The organism is Kitasatospora cystarginea, from assembly GCF_039533515.1.
GTDB lineage: Bacteria > Actinomycetota > Actinomycetes > Streptomycetales > Streptomycetaceae > Kitasatospora > Kitasatospora cystarginea.
Map to the genome: position 1 here is coordinate 38,244 of NZ_BAAATR010000011.1, position 13,056 is coordinate 51,299.

Here is a 13,056-nt window from a genome sequence, read left to right on the forward strand (position 1 = left end):
GGGCCTGGCCGTTCACCACCGGGTGACTCAAGTGCGCTGTCACGTCAGTTTGTTGATGTGCCTGAGCTTGCGCAGGAGTGCGGCCCGGTTGGCGTACTCCTCCGGGTTCAGCGGTCGGTCGGTGTGCTCTTCGGGCGTGAGGACCGGGCGGGGGTCCTGCTCCGGCGGCTGCGGGTCGGAGTCCTCGGGTGCCGGTTCCCCGTTCACGGGCCCGACTCCGCGGCCGCCACCCCGCGCCGGACGAGCGCCGCGAGCCGTGAGACCACGTCGGGCCGGGCTCTGCCGAGGTCCACCAGGACGATGCCGGTGAAGTAGTCGGCCTGGTGTTCCGTCGCCAGCGAGGGCAGTACGAGGCCCGCCTGCCGCAGGGCATCGGCGAGTTCGGCCTCCGCCGCGCGGGCGGCGGCCCGGCTCTCCGCCGCGATGCGCTGGAGGCGTGAACGTCCGGACTTCGCAGGGGTGTTCGGTCTCGGTCCGGTGCTTGCAGCCATGGTGCGCTCCTCGATGGGGGCCACAGCCCCGATTGTTACATTCCGTACTCCAATCGTCGCTCTCCGGCACTAGTCTGTGAAGTGGGAGGCTCCCAACAACGGGACTGTCGGAAGGGAAGGTGCCGCGCTGTGGCGAACCCCAAGGAACTCGACCCTGCCGAGTCCCCGCAGGCCTTCTACGGGGCCGAGCTCCGGCGGCTTCGGCTGGCTAAGGGGCTGTCCCAGGAGGCCCTGGGGGCACTGGTGTTCTGCTCGGGTGCATACATCGGGCAGATGGAGTCGGCGACCAGGCAGCCGCAGAAGGATCTGTCCGAGCGATTGGACGTTGCCCTGGGTACGGATGGGCACTTCACCCGGTTGTATCCGATGGTCACGCGTAGCCGGTTCGCTGACTACTTCACAGCTGTCCGAGAGCTGCAAGAGATGGCGCGGACGATCTATGAATACGACCCGGTTCTGGTTCCGGGGCTCCTGCAGACCGCCGAGTACGCGCGTGCGGTGTTCCGGGCATTTGATCCCTTGCGGCTGGCAGTAGAGACCGACGAGCTCGTGAGCATGCGTATGGAGCGAGCACACATCCTTCATTCCCCAACGAGGCCTCGGTACTGGGTTGTTCTTGACGAAGCCGTCATCCGCCGAGTCACGGGCAACGCGAGAGTGATGCATGGCCAGCTTGCCCATCTCGCCCAACTGGTGCGTAGCAACAGGATCGTGTTGCAGGTGTTGCCCTTCTCGGCAGGTGGGCACCCCCTGATGCAGGGATCTCTCACCCTCATGACCTTTGTTGACGCCCCTCCCGTGGCCTATGGCGAGGGGCCGTATCGCGGTCAACTCATCGACGATCCCGCCTATGTGGAGAATTGCAGGTGGGCCTACGATCTCGTACGGAGCGCCGCACTGTCCCATGAGGCGTCCCTGGCTCTGATTGAAGCGGCAGCAGAGGACTATGCAAGTGAGCAAGACTGATCACCAACCGCCGCAAGCGCACTGGTGCAAGAGCAGCTACAGCGGTGGCGACAACGGTAATTGCATCGAGTTCGCACCGGAGTTCGCCGCCACCCACGGTGTAGTCCCGGTTCGTGACTCGAAGGACCCCGAGGGTCCGCAGCTCCGCTTTTCAACAGAAGCCTGGTTGGCGTTCGCCGCCGCTACCGCTCGAGGCGAGTTCGGCGACGTCTGATCAGCTGAAACTACTAACAGCGTGTGTGCGGGAGGAGTGTGGTCATGCGACAAGAGCAACAGCCGATGTGGCGCAAGAGCAGCCACAGCGGTGGTGCTGGTGGCAACTGCATCGAGTTCGCACCGGAGTTCGCCGCCACCCACGGCGTCGTCCCCGTCCGTGACTCGAAGGACGCCGAGGGTCCGCAGCTCCGCTTCTCAACAGAGGCCTGGTTGGCGTTCGCCGCCGCCGCCGCCCGAGGCGAGTTCGGCGCTATCTGACGGACCGCCAGCACCATGCCCGAGGCCCCGGCCGGAACCCCGTTCCGGCCGGGGCCTCGCTTGTTGCTGCTTCCGGTCGATTCCCTGGTGTTCTACCGCAGTTGGGGGCGGCCGGGGTGGGAAGGTGGTCCGTACTCGACCGATGGCTGACGGGAGTGTGGCGGATGGCAGGCGGACGGATGCGGGGCAAGGCGGCCGTGGTGACCGGGGCGGCGTTCGGGATCGGGCGGGCGACGGCCCGGCTGTTCGCCGCCGAGGGCGCCCAGTTGGTGCTCACCGACGTGGACCGGGACGGCCTGGAGGTGCTGCGGGAGGAACTGGCCAAGACGGGGGCGGAGATTCGGACCGTGGTCGGGGACGTCTCGGTGGCCGAGGACGCCCGCGAGATGATCGCGGCTGCGGTCGAGGACTTCGGGCGGATCGACACCCTGGTCGCCAACGCCGGGATCATCCCACTGCAGACCGTCCTGGAGACCACCCCGGAGGACTGGGACAAGGTGATGGCCGTTGACGGCCGGGGCATGTTTCTGACCTGCAAGTACGCGATCGAGGAGATGCTGCGGTCCGACGGCGGCGGCTCGATCGTCTGCCTCTCCTCCATCTCCGGCCTGGCCGGGCAGTCGGGACAGGCGGCTTACGGACCGGCGAAGTTCGTCGCCACCGGCCTGACCAAGCACCTGGCGGTCGAGTGGGCGGCCAGGGGCATCCGGATCAACGCGGTGGCCCCCGGGACGATCAGGACGGAACGGGTCCGGCAGCTGGCCGACGAGCCGGGCGGTCCCGAGTACCTGGAGGCGATCGAGAAGCTCCACCCGATGGCCAGGCTCGGCGAACCGGAGGAGGTGGCGGCGGCGATCCTGTTCCTGGCCTCCGACGACGCGAGCTTCATCACCGGGGCGGTGCTGCCGGTGGACGGCGGCTACCTCGCGCAGTAGGGCCGGCACCTCGCCGAGGCTCCGGTCCTGACCATCCGTGGCCGACTCGGGTCCGGGTGCCGCCTCGGCCGCCCGCCGGTGGGGCGGTCAGCGCTTGCGGGCGAGGGTGACGCCGTCGCGCACGGGCAGCATCACCGCGTCGACCCGGTCGTCGCCGGCGATGAGCTCGTTCAGGCCGCGTATCGCCACGTGGCGCTCCTCCTGGAACGCCGGGTCGAGGACCCGGCCGCCGAGGAAGACGTTGTCCACGACGATCAGGCCGCCGGGGCGCAGGCGTCGCACGAGCTCCTCGTAGTAGGCGGGGTAGCTCTCCTTGTCCGCGTCGATGAAGGCGATGTCGACGACCGGATCGGCGGGGAGCGCGCGCAGGGTCTCGATCGCCGGGCCGATCTTCAGGTCGATGCGGTCGGCCACGCCCGCGCGCTCCCAGTAGGGCCTGGCCAGGGAGGTCCACTCCTCGCTGGTGTCGCAGGCGAGGAGGCGGCCGCCCTCGGCCAGCCCCCGGGCGATGCAGATCGAGGAGTATCCGGTGAAGACTCCCACCTCGACGGCGTACCGCGCGCCGACCAGTCGGGTCAGCATGGTCAGCAGGGCGCCCTCGTCGTGGGCGATCTGCATGGCCGACGCGCCGCCGGTGGCCTCCCGGGTCTCGGCGACCAGTTCCCGCAGCAGCTCGTCGGGCTGCGTGCAGTGGGTGAGCAGGTAGTCGTCGGCCAAGGGATCGATGATCTGCATGGCGTCCGCCGAGAGCGGGGGAGTCCAGTCGACGACGAGTTCCTCCTGGGTGGCGAACCGCACCAGATGGCGGGTGACGACGTCCTGGATGCCCGCCAGGGCTTCGAGGTCGCCGGCCGTGGCGATCAGCTCCAGGTGAGGTCCGGACGGCTTGAGCACGCAGGTCCCCCGCCCGGCGAAGGTGATCTCCGCCCGGCCGTCGACGGCGAGTTCGGCGATGGCCTTGCGGCCCAGGTGGGACACGAGCTGCTTGATGTAGCGGGACGGGCGGGCGGTTGCGACCTGTGCGGTGGCGGAGGGCATCTGGTTCCTTTGGCTGGGGTGCGGTTGGTGGCGTGGTGCTGCCGGCGTGGTGCGAGGTGGGCGCACCGGCGGGGCCGGCGCGGCCCGAGGCGCTAAGCGTCGAGAATTCTCAACGCTTTTGCTGACGGGGATTCTGCTGGCGCGGGGCATCGTTTGTCAAAGCGTCGAACTCTGTAGACACTTTCTGCATGGAAGAAGAGCGGACCGCACAGGATCCCCGGCCCGAGGCCGACCCCGAGGAGGACCCCGGGAAGGAGTCCGACGAGGTGGTGCTGAGCTCCCCGGCGCAGTTCAAGGCGCTCGGCCACCCGGTGCGCCACCGCATGGTGAACGTCCTGCGCCAACGGCCCGCGACTCTCAGCCAGTTGAGCTCGGTGCTGGGGCTCGCCAAGGGCACCGCCGGCTACCACGTCCGCGTCCTGAGGGAGGCCGGCCTGGTCCGGCTGGCGGAGACCCGGCAGGTGCGCGGCGGCACCGAGCAGTACTTCGCCCTGGTCAGCGAGAGCTTCCGGTTCCACAAGGACTTCACCGGCGGGAGCGAACTCCTCTTCAACGCCGCCCTGGCCGAGATGCTGCCGACGAGCCCGGGCCAGGCCAGGCACACCGTGCTGCGCCACCTCTGGCTCACCCCGGACGAGGCCCACGCGCTCGTCGAACGGCTCAAGGCGCAGGCCGCCGAGCCGTACCCGACCGACAGCTCACGGGGCGAGGCGTACGGAATGCTGCTGAGCCTGTACCGGGCCGACATCCCCAACCTGTCGGCCGAGGAGGACTGACCGCGCTCCCGGCGGGGCCGCCTCAGGCCGTACGGGCGGCCCGGCCGTTCCGGACGGCCGGGGCGGACTGGTCGTGCCGATTCCGCTGGCCTTGACGCCGGGGTCAAGGTTTACCGTCGTCCCCATGCGGATCGGAGAACTGGCCGAGAAGGCGGGCACCACGACGCGGACGCTGCGCTACTACGAGTCGCGTGGCCTGCTGCCCGCGCGGCGCAGCGGCAACGGCTACCGGGCGTACGGCGAGGAGGACCTGCGGCTGCTGCGCCAGATCCGGCTGCTGCAGGACTTCGGTTTCGAACTGGAGGACACCAGGCCGTTCGTGGAGTGCCTGCGGGCCGGGCACCCGGCTGGCGACTCCTGTCCGGCCTCGCTGGAGGTCTACCGCAGCAAGCTGGCCGAGCTGGACCGGTGCATCGCCCGGCTCCAGGAGGTCCGCGACCAGGTGGGGGCCCAGCTCGCCAGGGCGGAGCTGGAGGCGCAGGCCGCGCGGCCGGGCGGTCCGCAACCGCGCTGCGAGCTCAGCGCGCATCCGAACGAGACGGAGGGGAACTGAACCATGGTGCAGATCACGGGAGTCGAGTCGGTCACCGACCAGAACTTCGCGGCCGAGGTGCTGAAGTCCGAACTGCCGGTGCTGGTGGACTTCACCGCCGACTGGTGCCCGCCCTGCCGGATGATCGCGCCGGTGCTGGCCGAGGTCGCCCGCGAGGAGGCGGGCCGGCTGAGGATCGTCCAGCTCGACGTGGACAAGAACCCGGAGACCCAGGCGGCGTACGGGGTGCTGTCGATGCCCACGCTGATGGTCTTCCAGGGCGGGCGGCCGGTGAGGAGCATGGTCGGTGCGCGGGCCAAGGCGAAGCTGCTGCGCGAACTGTCCGACGTGCTCTGAGCGGACACCGGCGGGCGGTCCGGGGCTCAACCGATCGGTCGACCCGGTGGGGGGTCAGGGCGGGTTGTCCCGGTTCGGCGGGGTGGCCTGGGCCAGCATGGGCCGCATGCCTCAGATGACCGAATCCCAGTGGCGGGCCTTTCTGTCCGCCGGTACCCGCACCGCCAAACTGGCCACCACCAAGGCCGACGGCAGCCCGCACGTGGCGCCGATCTGGTTCCTGCTGGACGGCGACGACCTCGTCTTCAACACCGGCCGGGACACCGTCAAGGGCCGCAACCTGGCCCGTGACCCCCGGGTGATGCTCTGTGTGGACGACGAGCAGCCGCCGTTCTCCTTCGTCGCGGTCCGGGGGACGGCGACGCTCGGCGACGACCTGCCCGAGGTGCGCGAGTGGGCCGGACGGATCGGCGCGCGGTACATGGGGGAGGACCGGCGGGAGGAGCTGGCGGCGCGCAACGGGGTGCCGGGCGAACTGCTGGTCCGGGTCAGGATCGACCACGTCGTCGCGGTGGCCGACCTGGCCGACTGAGCGCCGGCTTCCTTCCTTGCCGGGTAGGGTCGCTCGGCGCACGGCCCGCCCTCGTACCGGGTTGACCCTCACGCAACGTGAGGCGGCAGGCTGAAGCCATCGAGGAGGGAGCGGACCCGATGAGCACGTATTCGGTGGGACAGGTGGCGGCGATCGCCAAGGTGACCGTACGGACCCTGCACCACTACGACGAGATCGGACTGCTGTCGCCGAGCGGCCGCACCCCGGCCGGCTACCGCCGGTACGAGGACGCGGACCTCGACCGGCTGCAGCAGATCCTCTTCTACCGCGAACTCGGGTTCTCCCTCGAAGAGATCGCGTCCATCCTGGACGACGACTCGGTCAGCCCGACCGAGCACCTGCGCCGTCAGCACCAGCTGATCACCTCACGGATCGCGCAGCTCCAGGAAATGGCCGCAGCCGTCGAACAAGCCATGGAGGCGAGAAGGATGGGCATTCAGCTGACGCCCGAGGAGAAGTTCGAGGTCTTCGGCGCCGACTACCAGGAGAGCTGGGAGACCGAGGCCGAGCAGCGCTGGGGGCACACCGAGGCCTGGAAGCAGTCCCAGCAGCGAACCGGCCAGTACAGCAAGGCCGACTGGCAGCGGATCCAGGCGGAGACGGAGTCGCTCAACTCCCGTCTGGTGGAGGTGTTCCGGTCCGGCGCCGCCGCCGACAGCGCGGAGGCCATGGAGGCCGCCGAGGCCCACCGCCGGCACATCAGCGGCAACTTCTACGACTGCACCTACGAGATCCACCGCGGCATCGCCGGGATGTACGTCGGCGACCCCCGGTTCACCGCCACCTACGAGAAGCTCGCCGTCGGCCTGGCCCAGTGGCTCCACGACGCCATGGTCGCCAACGCCGACGCCCACCAGGCGTAGCCCCCGCCGCCCGCGGGGGAGGCGGCGGCCAACGGTCGCCGGGACAGGGGCGTTGACCACGGCGGCAGACCCGCCGCCGTGGTCAAGGCCGCCCGGGGACTCAGCCGTTGCCGAACTCGTGGACGCCCCACCAGCCGCTCTCGTCGTGGTAGATGCCGACGCCGATCTCGGTGTACGCGGGGTTGATCTGGGCCAGGTAGTGCGGGAGGTGGTTGCGCCACATGTCCTGGAACTGCACCGCGGCCTGTTCGGCGGTCATCGAGGGGTCGCTCCACATCACTATGCACTCCCCGGTGAGGGTGCGGTGCGCGGTGCGGCTGGGGCCAGCGCCGGAGGCGTTGGCGGAGTGGGCGAAGCCGGTCTCGCGCATGTGCTTCGCCCACTGGGTGGCGAAGGCGGCGAGATCGGACGCGGGCTTCAGCGCCGGGACCCCGGCCATCGCCCGCTCCTTGTTGATCAGCTGCAGCGAGATGGCCTCGGCGTCGGCCACGGACTGCGAGGCGGGCCAGTCGCCGCTCACCGTGGGCGCCTTCGCGGGCGGACCGCCGGGCGTGGCGGACCGGCCCGACGTGCGGTCACCCGTCCGGTCCTGAGCCGATCCGCCCGCGGCGGCGGTCCGTTCGCCCGGGGAGGCGGCGCCGCCCTTCGCGGCCGCGGTGCCGGACTGCTTCGCGGAGTCCTGGGCGGCGGTCGAGGAGCCGGCGGGGCCGGGAGCCGCGACGGTGGGGCTGCTGGTCGGGCTCGCCGACGCGGCGGCGGTGGGCGACGCCGCGGCGGTCGTGTTCGAGGGAGCGGCCGAGGGCGTGCCGAGGACCGGTGCGGGGGCACCGAAGTCCGGGAGGGCGGCGGCGGTCTGCGGCCGCGGAGCACTGCCCGAGGCGGCCAGGATGCCGAAGCCGGCACCCGCGGCGGCGACGACGAGTGCGGCCGCCCCGGCCATGGTGGCGATCCTGCGAGCCCGTCCGGCGCTTCCCGAGGCCGCCCGGCGGCGGTCGCGCCTGCGGGCCTGGCCTCCGGCACGCCTGTGCCCCTCTCCGGAGGGCGCCGTCACCACGGTCTCGAAGTCGCTGCTCATGGCCTACCTAGCGTCGGGGTCGTGTACCAACGCTTGGGAGACCCGCCACCCGGCCCGGGATAACGGAAAACGGGCCGGATGTGCGCAGTGATCTGGGTCTCTCAGGCCCGCCGGACCGGGGACTACGCGACGCCGCGGCCGAAACCGCGCCGGTGGGCCGTCGGCGAGGTGTGCATCGTCCGCCCGAAGTGGTGGCGGAAGGTGGCGGCGCTCTCGAAGCCGACGGCGGCGGCGATCTCCTCGACCGTGCCGTCGGGGGATTCGAGCAGCGGCAGGCTGGCGGCGATGCGCTGGGTGATGACCCAGCGCATCGGGCTGGTCCCGTTGCGCGCGGTGAAGTGCCGCAGGTAGGACCGCTCCGACATCCCGGCCTGCCGGGCGAGCAGCGGCACCGTCAGCGGAGCGGACAGGTGGTCCAGTGCCCACTGCATGGAGCGGGCTATCCCGTCCTCGTCCTCCTCGACCGGTCGGACCGCCGCTTCGATGAACTGGGCCTGCCCGCCGTCCCGGTGGGGCGGTACGACGAAGCGGCGGGCGACGGTGTTGGCGACCTTGGCGCCGTGGTCGCGGCGGACCAGGTACAGGCAGAGATCGATCCCGGCGGCACTGCCCGCGCTGGTGAGCACATCGCCGTTGTCCACGTACAGCACGTCGGGGTCGACCCGGACCAACGGGTAGCGCTGCTGCAGGAGTTCGGCGTACCGCCAGTGGGTGGTGGCCGCCCGGTGGTCGAGCAGCCCGGCGGCCGCGAGGGCGAAGGCGCCGGAGCAGATGGAGACGATCCGGGCGCCGCGATCGTGGGCGGTGCGCAGGGCGGAGACCAGGCCGGGCGGGACGTCGCCCGCGAACGGGTTGGGTACGCCGACCACCACGACGGTGTCGGCGGCGGCCAGTTCGTCCAGCCCGTACCGGGCCGTGATCGAGAAGCCGCCGACCGCGCCGAGCGGTGTTCCCGGCCGGTCGGCGCAGACCCTGAGCCCGTACCAGGGCGCCGCCAGCAGCCCGCTGAGCTCCGGCCGGGCCAGGCCGAACACCTCGACGACCACGCCGAGTTCGAACGGTGCCATGCCGTCGAAGGCGTACACCGCGACGGTGTGGACGGGCTCTGGCCGGGACCCGATCGTCACGGCGACCGGGCCGCCCGTGGCCTGCTGAGCGGACATGTCTGCCCCATTCCTCGCTGGCGGGATCCTGGCGAGTGTAGTCGTCCCGCCACCGCCGGAGCGCGGTCTTGGCACCGGATGACCGGGGTGTCGCGGAAGACCGGGGAAGACCCCAACCGGCCGTCGGGAGAACGCCGGTGAGCGGACCATCGGACAGACCGACAGGGGCGCGGGGAACCGCGCGGCCGCCTGGTGCCGCGCGCGGGTCCCCGCGCCCCTGGTGCCCGGTGGCCGTCAGGCGGTGAGGCTCGCCATCCAGGCCTCGACCTCGTCGGAGCGGCGGGGCAGCCCGGCCGAGAGGTTCTCGTGACCGTCGGCGGTGACCAGGATGTCGTCCTCGATCCGGACGCCGATGCCGCGGTACTCCTCGGGGACGGTCAGGTCGTCCTGCTGGAAGTACAGGCCGGGCTCGACGGTCAGCACCATGCCGGGCTTCAGCAGCGCGTCCACGTGCTCCTCGCGGCGGGACACCGCGCAGTCGTGCACGTCCAGGCCGAGCATGTGCCCGGTGCCGTGCAGGGTCCAGCGGCGCTGCAGTCCGAGCTCGATGACCTTCTCGACGTCGTAGACCGTGGCGTCCAGCAGGCCCCAGGCGAGCAGGTGCTCAGCCAGGACGCGCTGCGAGGCCTCGTGGAAGTCACGGAACCGGGCGCCCGGCCGGACGGCCGCGATACCGGCCTCCTGGGCGGCGTACACGGCGTCGTAGATCTTCCGCTGCAGGTCGTCGAAGCGGCCGTTGATCGGGAGGGTGCGGGTGACGTCCGCGGTGTAGAGGGTGCGGGTCTCCACACCGGCGTCCAGCAGCAGGAGCTCGCCGGGGCGGACCTCACCGTCGTTGCGGACCCAGTGCAGGGTGGTGGCGTGCGGGCCGGCGGCGCAGATGGAGCCGTAGCCGACGTCGTTGCCCTCGACCCGGGCCCGGCGCCAGAAGGTGCCCTCGATCCAGCGCTCGGAGGTGGCCACGGCCTGGCCCAGCTCCCGTACCGCGTCGGTGAAGCCCTTGACGGTGGCGGCGCAGGCGGCGCGCAGCTGCTCGACCTCCCACTCGTCCTTGACCAGGCGCAGCCCGCTCAGGAAGACCTTCAGCTCGTCGTCCTTGTCGGCGTCCAGCACCTCGGACAGCGCGGCCTCGAGGCCGGCGTCGTAGCCGCGCACCATCCGGGTCGGGACACCGTCGGCGGCGGCTGCCGCCAGCTCCTCGGCGGCCTTGCGGACGTCCCGCGCGGGCAGTCCGAGCAGCGCCTCGGCCTCGGTGAGGCTGTGGCGGCGGCCGACCCAGAGCTCGCCGTTGCCGTCCAGCCAGAACTCGCCGTTCTCGCGGTTGGAGCGGGGCAGCAGGTAGAGGTGGAAGTCGTGGCCGCGCTCGCCGGCCGGCTCGGCGACCAGGACCGCGTCCTCGGTCTGGTCACCGGTGAGGTGCACGTACTCGGTGGCCGGGCGGAAGTTGTAGTCGGTGTCGTTGGAGCGGGTCTTCAGGTTGCCCGCCGGGATCACCAGACGCTCGCCGGGGTACGCGGCGGAGAGCGCGGCGCGGCGCTCGGCGGCGTACCGAGCCTGCTCGACCGGCTGCAGGTCGCGCAGCTCGGTGTCGGCCCAGCCGGACTTCATCGACGCGGCGAGCTCGTCGGAGATCTCACCGTAGAGGCCGTTCTTCCGGCCCTTGATGGGCTGCTCGGTGGCTTCCTGGCCGCCGTCGGCAGCGCCTTCGGGGTTCTCCGCTGCCGCCGGGGTACGGTCCTCGGTCACTTACGTCGCCTCCTCGCGAGTGGTACCGCCCCGGACGCGTCGGATCGCGACACGCGCGGGCGGTCGTGCGTCCCATGGTACGGATGCCCGGCCGAACGGCTGCGCGACCGGTGGAGCCCCATCCGTGCCCGGACCTGCGACTCAGTGGCAGTGGACGGCTCGCCGGGTTCCTGGCCGGCCCGTCCCCGGCCCCCCGGACGGCCGGCCCGGACGCCTCACTCGCATCACTCGAAGCGGACCGCCAGCAGCACCAGGTCGTCCACGGCGCCGGCATCCCCGGCCGCCGGGCAGATGTCGAGGAGGTGGCCGCAGAAGCGGTCCGGTTCGAGGCGGACGTCGCGCGGGGCGTCGGCCGCGGCCCGCCGCAGCGCCGCCTGCCCGGCGTGCAGGGTCGGCCCGAAGCGCCGGGCCAGCCCCTCGGTGTAGAGCAGCAGCAGGTCCCCGCGCTCCGCGTCGAGCTCGACCCCGGGCGCCTCCCAGCAGGCGAGCATGCCGAGCGGAGCGGAGAGCGAGGTCTCGACGAAGTTGGCGCCGTACCGGGTGACCAGGACCGGGGGGCAGTGGCCGGCCCCGGCCAGGGTGATCCGCCGCTCCCCGGGCTGGACCCAGGCGTAGGCGGCGGTGGCGGTGCGCGCGGGCTCGGTGGTCTTGAGCAGCAGTTCGAGGTCGCCGAGCACCGAGACCGGGTCCTCGCCCTCCAGCACCACGTACGCCCGCAGTGCGGCTCGCACCCTGCTCATCGCAGCCGCCGCGCCGGGGACGGAGGAGGGGCCGGCGCCCGGTCCGTCGCCGGAGACGCTGCCGACGGTGAGGCCGAGGGTGCCGTCCGTGAGTGCGATGGCGTCGTACCAGTCGCTGCTCGCGGCCGCACCGGCCGAGCCGCTGGCCCGGCCGCCGGTGCAGCGGTCGAGTGCGGCGGGGACGCAGCGGGCGGCGAGCCGCAGCCCGGGGACGGCGGGCAGCCGGTCGGGCAGCAGGCCGCGGCGCAGCGCCTCGGTGGCCCGGTGGGTGCGGTCCGCCTCCAACTGCTTGGCCACCAGCGGCGCGGCGAACTCGCAGTACATCCGGGCCAGCTCCCGCCGCCGCTCGTCGGGTTCGGCGGGTTCGTCGTAGAACCAGACGGCGGCGCCGAGCGGTCCGTCCTGCTCGGTGGCGAGCGGCAGCGCGTAGCAGGCGCCGAGGCCGAGCTGTCCGGCCACCTCGCGGAAGCGCGGGCCGACGGAGGGGTCGGCGGCGAGATCGGCGACCAGCAGCTGCCCGGAGCCGCCGGGGCGACTGAGCAGTCCGGCGAACGGTCCGTGCTCGGCGGGGACGGTCTCCAGCGCACCGACGCTGGCCCCGTCCAGGCCGAGGCCGACCGGGCGTCCGGAGCCCGGGACGGTGGTGGTGATCAGCCCGCGGTGGGCACCGAGCAGGGCGGCGCCGGAGTCGAGGACGGCGGTCAGGGTGGCGGCGAGCCCGCGGGCGGCGGCGAGCCTGCCGGTGTGCTCGTGGAGCGAGGTGAAATCGGACAGCCATCCGGTCAAACGGTCCTGCAGCTCAGGCGTGTTGGGGACGGCGGCGGCAGAGGTCTCCGAGTCCGTGGCGACGGGACCCGCGAGCGCCGGATCCCGGACGGAATACTCCGTCAGCATGCGGCCGCCGCAGTGGTCGGCCCCGGGGGCGAGCAGGGCCGGCCCGGACGGCAGGCCGGGTACGGCTTCCGGCCCGGCCGGGCCGGCGGGCCCGGGCAGCGGCAGGTCAAGCGGCTTGGCGTCGGTCATTCCGCCCCAACTCCCCACAGACTGGTGTGTGCCACGCAGGACTCCCAGGAGCGCACAGAAGGACAGCGGCACACAAAAGGATCGCACCGCGCAAAAACACTGCTACGTCACTACTCGGCACCAATCCACCACTTGTACACAGGCCGATCGGGGCATGTCCAGAATCGGTGTGCGCGGCCGAGCGGCCGGTTCCGTGCCTGACGGGCGTGGGATACAACGGATGTGACGCCCAGTCGGCGGCCCGGATCGTAGGCCGCCGCGCCCGGCAACCCGGCACGGTCCGGCCCGACTCACCCGTACGGTGGAACCGTCGCGCTCCCGGCG

Annotated in this window: 16 protein-coding genes; 9 read left to right on the top strand and 7 right to left on the bottom strand. The window is 71.9% G+C overall.

Features of this window, described 5'->3' with window-relative positions:
• Window positions 1-39: 39 nt before the first annotated feature.
• A complete protein-coding gene (locus ABD369_RS14510) occupies window positions 40-207 on the bottom strand; it encodes a hypothetical protein (protein WP_344636788.1) in 168 nt (55 codons plus the stop codon).
• On the bottom strand, window positions 204-491 hold the full coding sequence (locus ABD369_RS14515; protein WP_344636789.1) for a hypothetical protein: 288 nt from the start codon (window positions 489-491) through the stop codon (window positions 204-206). Before ABD369_RS14515 ends, ABD369_RS14510 begins: the two co-directional genes overlap by 4 nt.
• Before the next feature lie 129 nt (window positions 492-620).
• Here ABD369_RS14515 and ABD369_RS14520 point away from each other — a divergent pair, with 129 nt between their 5' ends.
• The 4 genes from ABD369_RS14520 to ABD369_RS14535 all read left to right on the top strand — a co-directional run bounded on the left by ABD369_RS14520 (window position 621) and on the right by ABD369_RS14535 (window position 2,866).
• Complete coding sequence (locus tag ABD369_RS14520) at window positions 621-1,457, top strand: helix-turn-helix domain-containing protein (protein ID WP_344636790.1); 837 nt, start codon at window positions 621-623, stop codon at window positions 1,455-1,457.
• Window positions 1,438-1,671, top strand: a complete 234-nt coding sequence (locus ABD369_RS14525; protein ID WP_425557619.1) for a DUF397 domain-containing protein — start codon at window positions 1,438-1,440, stop codon at window positions 1,669-1,671. The genes ABD369_RS14520 and ABD369_RS14525 overlap by 20 nt, the downstream gene beginning before the upstream one ends.
• 44 nt (window positions 1,672-1,715) lie before the next feature.
• The gene (locus ABD369_RS14530) at window positions 1,716-1,931 is read left to right on the top strand and encodes a DUF397 domain-containing protein (RefSeq protein WP_344636792.1); all 216 of its coding nucleotides are present in this window, start codon (window positions 1,716-1,718) and stop codon (window positions 1,929-1,931) included.
• A gap of 164 nt (window positions 1,932-2,095) precedes the next feature.
• Complete coding sequence (locus ABD369_RS14535; protein WP_344636793.1) at window positions 2,096-2,866, top strand: SDR family NAD(P)-dependent oxidoreductase; 771 nt, start codon at window positions 2,096-2,098, stop codon at window positions 2,864-2,866.
• Between the two features lie 87 nt (window positions 2,867-2,953).
• Here ABD369_RS14535 and ABD369_RS14540 read toward each other — a convergent pair whose 3' ends face one another.
• Entirely contained in the window at window positions 2,954-3,904 is a 951-nt protein-coding gene (locus ABD369_RS14540) for a DUF2218 domain-containing protein (protein WP_344636794.1), read from the bottom strand.
• Window positions 3,905-4,092: 188 nt separating this feature from the next.
• On the opposite strand from ABD369_RS14540, the gene ABD369_RS14545 reads away from it, so the two are divergent.
• The 5 genes from ABD369_RS14545 to ABD369_RS14565 all read left to right on the top strand — a co-directional run bounded on the left by ABD369_RS14545 (window position 4,093) and on the right by ABD369_RS14565 (window position 6,985).
• Window positions 4,093-4,680: an ArsR/SmtB family transcription factor gene (locus ABD369_RS14545; RefSeq protein WP_344636795.1), complete on the top strand. Its 588-nt coding sequence runs from the start codon at window positions 4,093-4,095 to the stop codon at window positions 4,678-4,680.
• Between the two features lie 124 nt (window positions 4,681-4,804).
• Window positions 4,805-5,233, top strand: coding sequence for a MerR family transcriptional regulator (locus tag ABD369_RS14550; protein WP_344636796.1), 429 nt, complete (start codon window positions 4,805-4,807; stop codon window positions 5,231-5,233).
• Window positions 5,234-5,236: 3 nt separating this feature from the next.
• Window positions 5,237-5,569, top strand: a complete 333-nt coding sequence (trxA, locus tag ABD369_RS14555; RefSeq protein WP_344636797.1) for a thioredoxin — start codon at window positions 5,237-5,239, stop codon at window positions 5,567-5,569.
• 106 nt (window positions 5,570-5,675) lie between these two features.
• On the top strand, window positions 5,676-6,101 hold the full coding sequence (locus ABD369_RS14560) for a PPOX class F420-dependent oxidoreductase (protein WP_344636798.1): 426 nt from the start codon (window positions 5,676-5,678) through the stop codon (window positions 6,099-6,101).
• Between the two features lie 119 nt (window positions 6,102-6,220).
• Window positions 6,221-6,985, top strand: coding sequence for a MerR family transcriptional regulator (locus ABD369_RS14565; RefSeq protein WP_344636799.1), 765 nt, complete (start codon window positions 6,221-6,223; stop codon window positions 6,983-6,985).
• A 100-nt stretch (window positions 6,986-7,085) separates the two neighbouring features.
• Here ABD369_RS14565 and ABD369_RS14570 read toward each other — a convergent pair whose 3' ends face one another.
• The 4 genes from ABD369_RS14570 to ABD369_RS14585 all read right to left on the bottom strand — a co-directional run bounded on the left by ABD369_RS14570 (window position 7,086) and on the right by ABD369_RS14585 (window position 12,732).
• The gene (locus ABD369_RS14570) at window positions 7,086-8,060 is read right to left on the bottom strand and encodes a CAP domain-containing protein (protein ID WP_344636800.1); all 975 of its coding nucleotides are present in this window, start codon (window positions 8,058-8,060) and stop codon (window positions 7,086-7,088) included.
• Between the two features lie 122 nt (window positions 8,061-8,182).
• A complete protein-coding gene (locus ABD369_RS14575; RefSeq protein ID WP_344636801.1) occupies window positions 8,183-9,223 on the bottom strand; it encodes a helix-turn-helix domain-containing protein in 1,041 nt (346 codons plus the stop codon).
• A 234-nt stretch (window positions 9,224-9,457) separates the two neighbouring features.
• A complete protein-coding gene (locus ABD369_RS14580; RefSeq protein ID WP_344636802.1) occupies window positions 9,458-10,969 on the bottom strand; it encodes an aminopeptidase P family protein in 1,512 nt (503 codons plus the stop codon).
• A gap of 224 nt (window positions 10,970-11,193) precedes the next feature.
• Window positions 11,194-12,732, bottom strand: coding sequence for a PP2C family protein-serine/threonine phosphatase (locus ABD369_RS14585; protein ID WP_344636803.1), 1,539 nt, complete (start codon window positions 12,730-12,732; stop codon window positions 11,194-11,196).
• Between the last annotated feature and the right edge of the window lie 324 nt (window positions 12,733-13,056).

Coding starts and splice junctions, on each gene's coding strand:
- ABD369_RS14515 (WP_344636789.1), bottom strand. CDS start 491: ATGGCTGCAAGCACCGGACCGAGACCGAACACCCCTGCGAAGTCCGGA.
- ABD369_RS14525 (WP_425557619.1), top strand. CDS start 1,438: ATGCAAGTGAGCAAGACTGATCACCAACCGCCGCAAGCGCACTGGTGC.
- ABD369_RS14530 (WP_344636792.1), top strand. CDS start 1,716: ATGCGACAAGAGCAACAGCCGATGTGGCGCAAGAGCAGCCACAGCGGT.
- ABD369_RS14535 (WP_344636793.1), top strand. CDS start 2,096: ATGGCAGGCGGACGGATGCGGGGCAAGGCGGCCGTGGTGACCGGGGCG.
- ABD369_RS14540 (WP_344636794.1), bottom strand. CDS start 3,904: ATGCCCTCCGCCACCGCACAGGTCGCAACCGCCCGCCCGTCCCGCTAC.
- ABD369_RS14545 (WP_344636795.1), top strand. CDS start 4,093: ATGGAAGAAGAGCGGACCGCACAGGATCCCCGGCCCGAGGCCGACCCC.
- ABD369_RS14550 (WP_344636796.1), top strand. CDS start 4,805: ATGCGGATCGGAGAACTGGCCGAGAAGGCGGGCACCACGACGCGGACG.
- trxA (WP_344636797.1), top strand. CDS start 5,237: ATGGTGCAGATCACGGGAGTCGAGTCGGTCACCGACCAGAACTTCGCG.
- ABD369_RS14560 (WP_344636798.1), top strand. CDS start 5,676: ATGCCTCAGATGACCGAATCCCAGTGGCGGGCCTTTCTGTCCGCCGGT.
- ABD369_RS14565 (WP_344636799.1), top strand. CDS start 6,221: ATGAGCACGTATTCGGTGGGACAGGTGGCGGCGATCGCCAAGGTGACC.
- ABD369_RS14570 (WP_344636800.1), bottom strand. CDS start 8,060: ATGAGCAGCGACTTCGAGACCGTGGTGACGGCGCCCTCCGGAGAGGGG.
- ABD369_RS14575 (WP_344636801.1), bottom strand. CDS start 9,223: ATGTCCGCTCAGCAGGCCACGGGCGGCCCGGTCGCCGTGACGATCGGG.
- ABD369_RS14585 (WP_344636803.1), bottom strand. CDS start 12,732: ATGACCGACGCCAAGCCGCTTGACCTGCCGCTGCCCGGGCCCGCCGGC.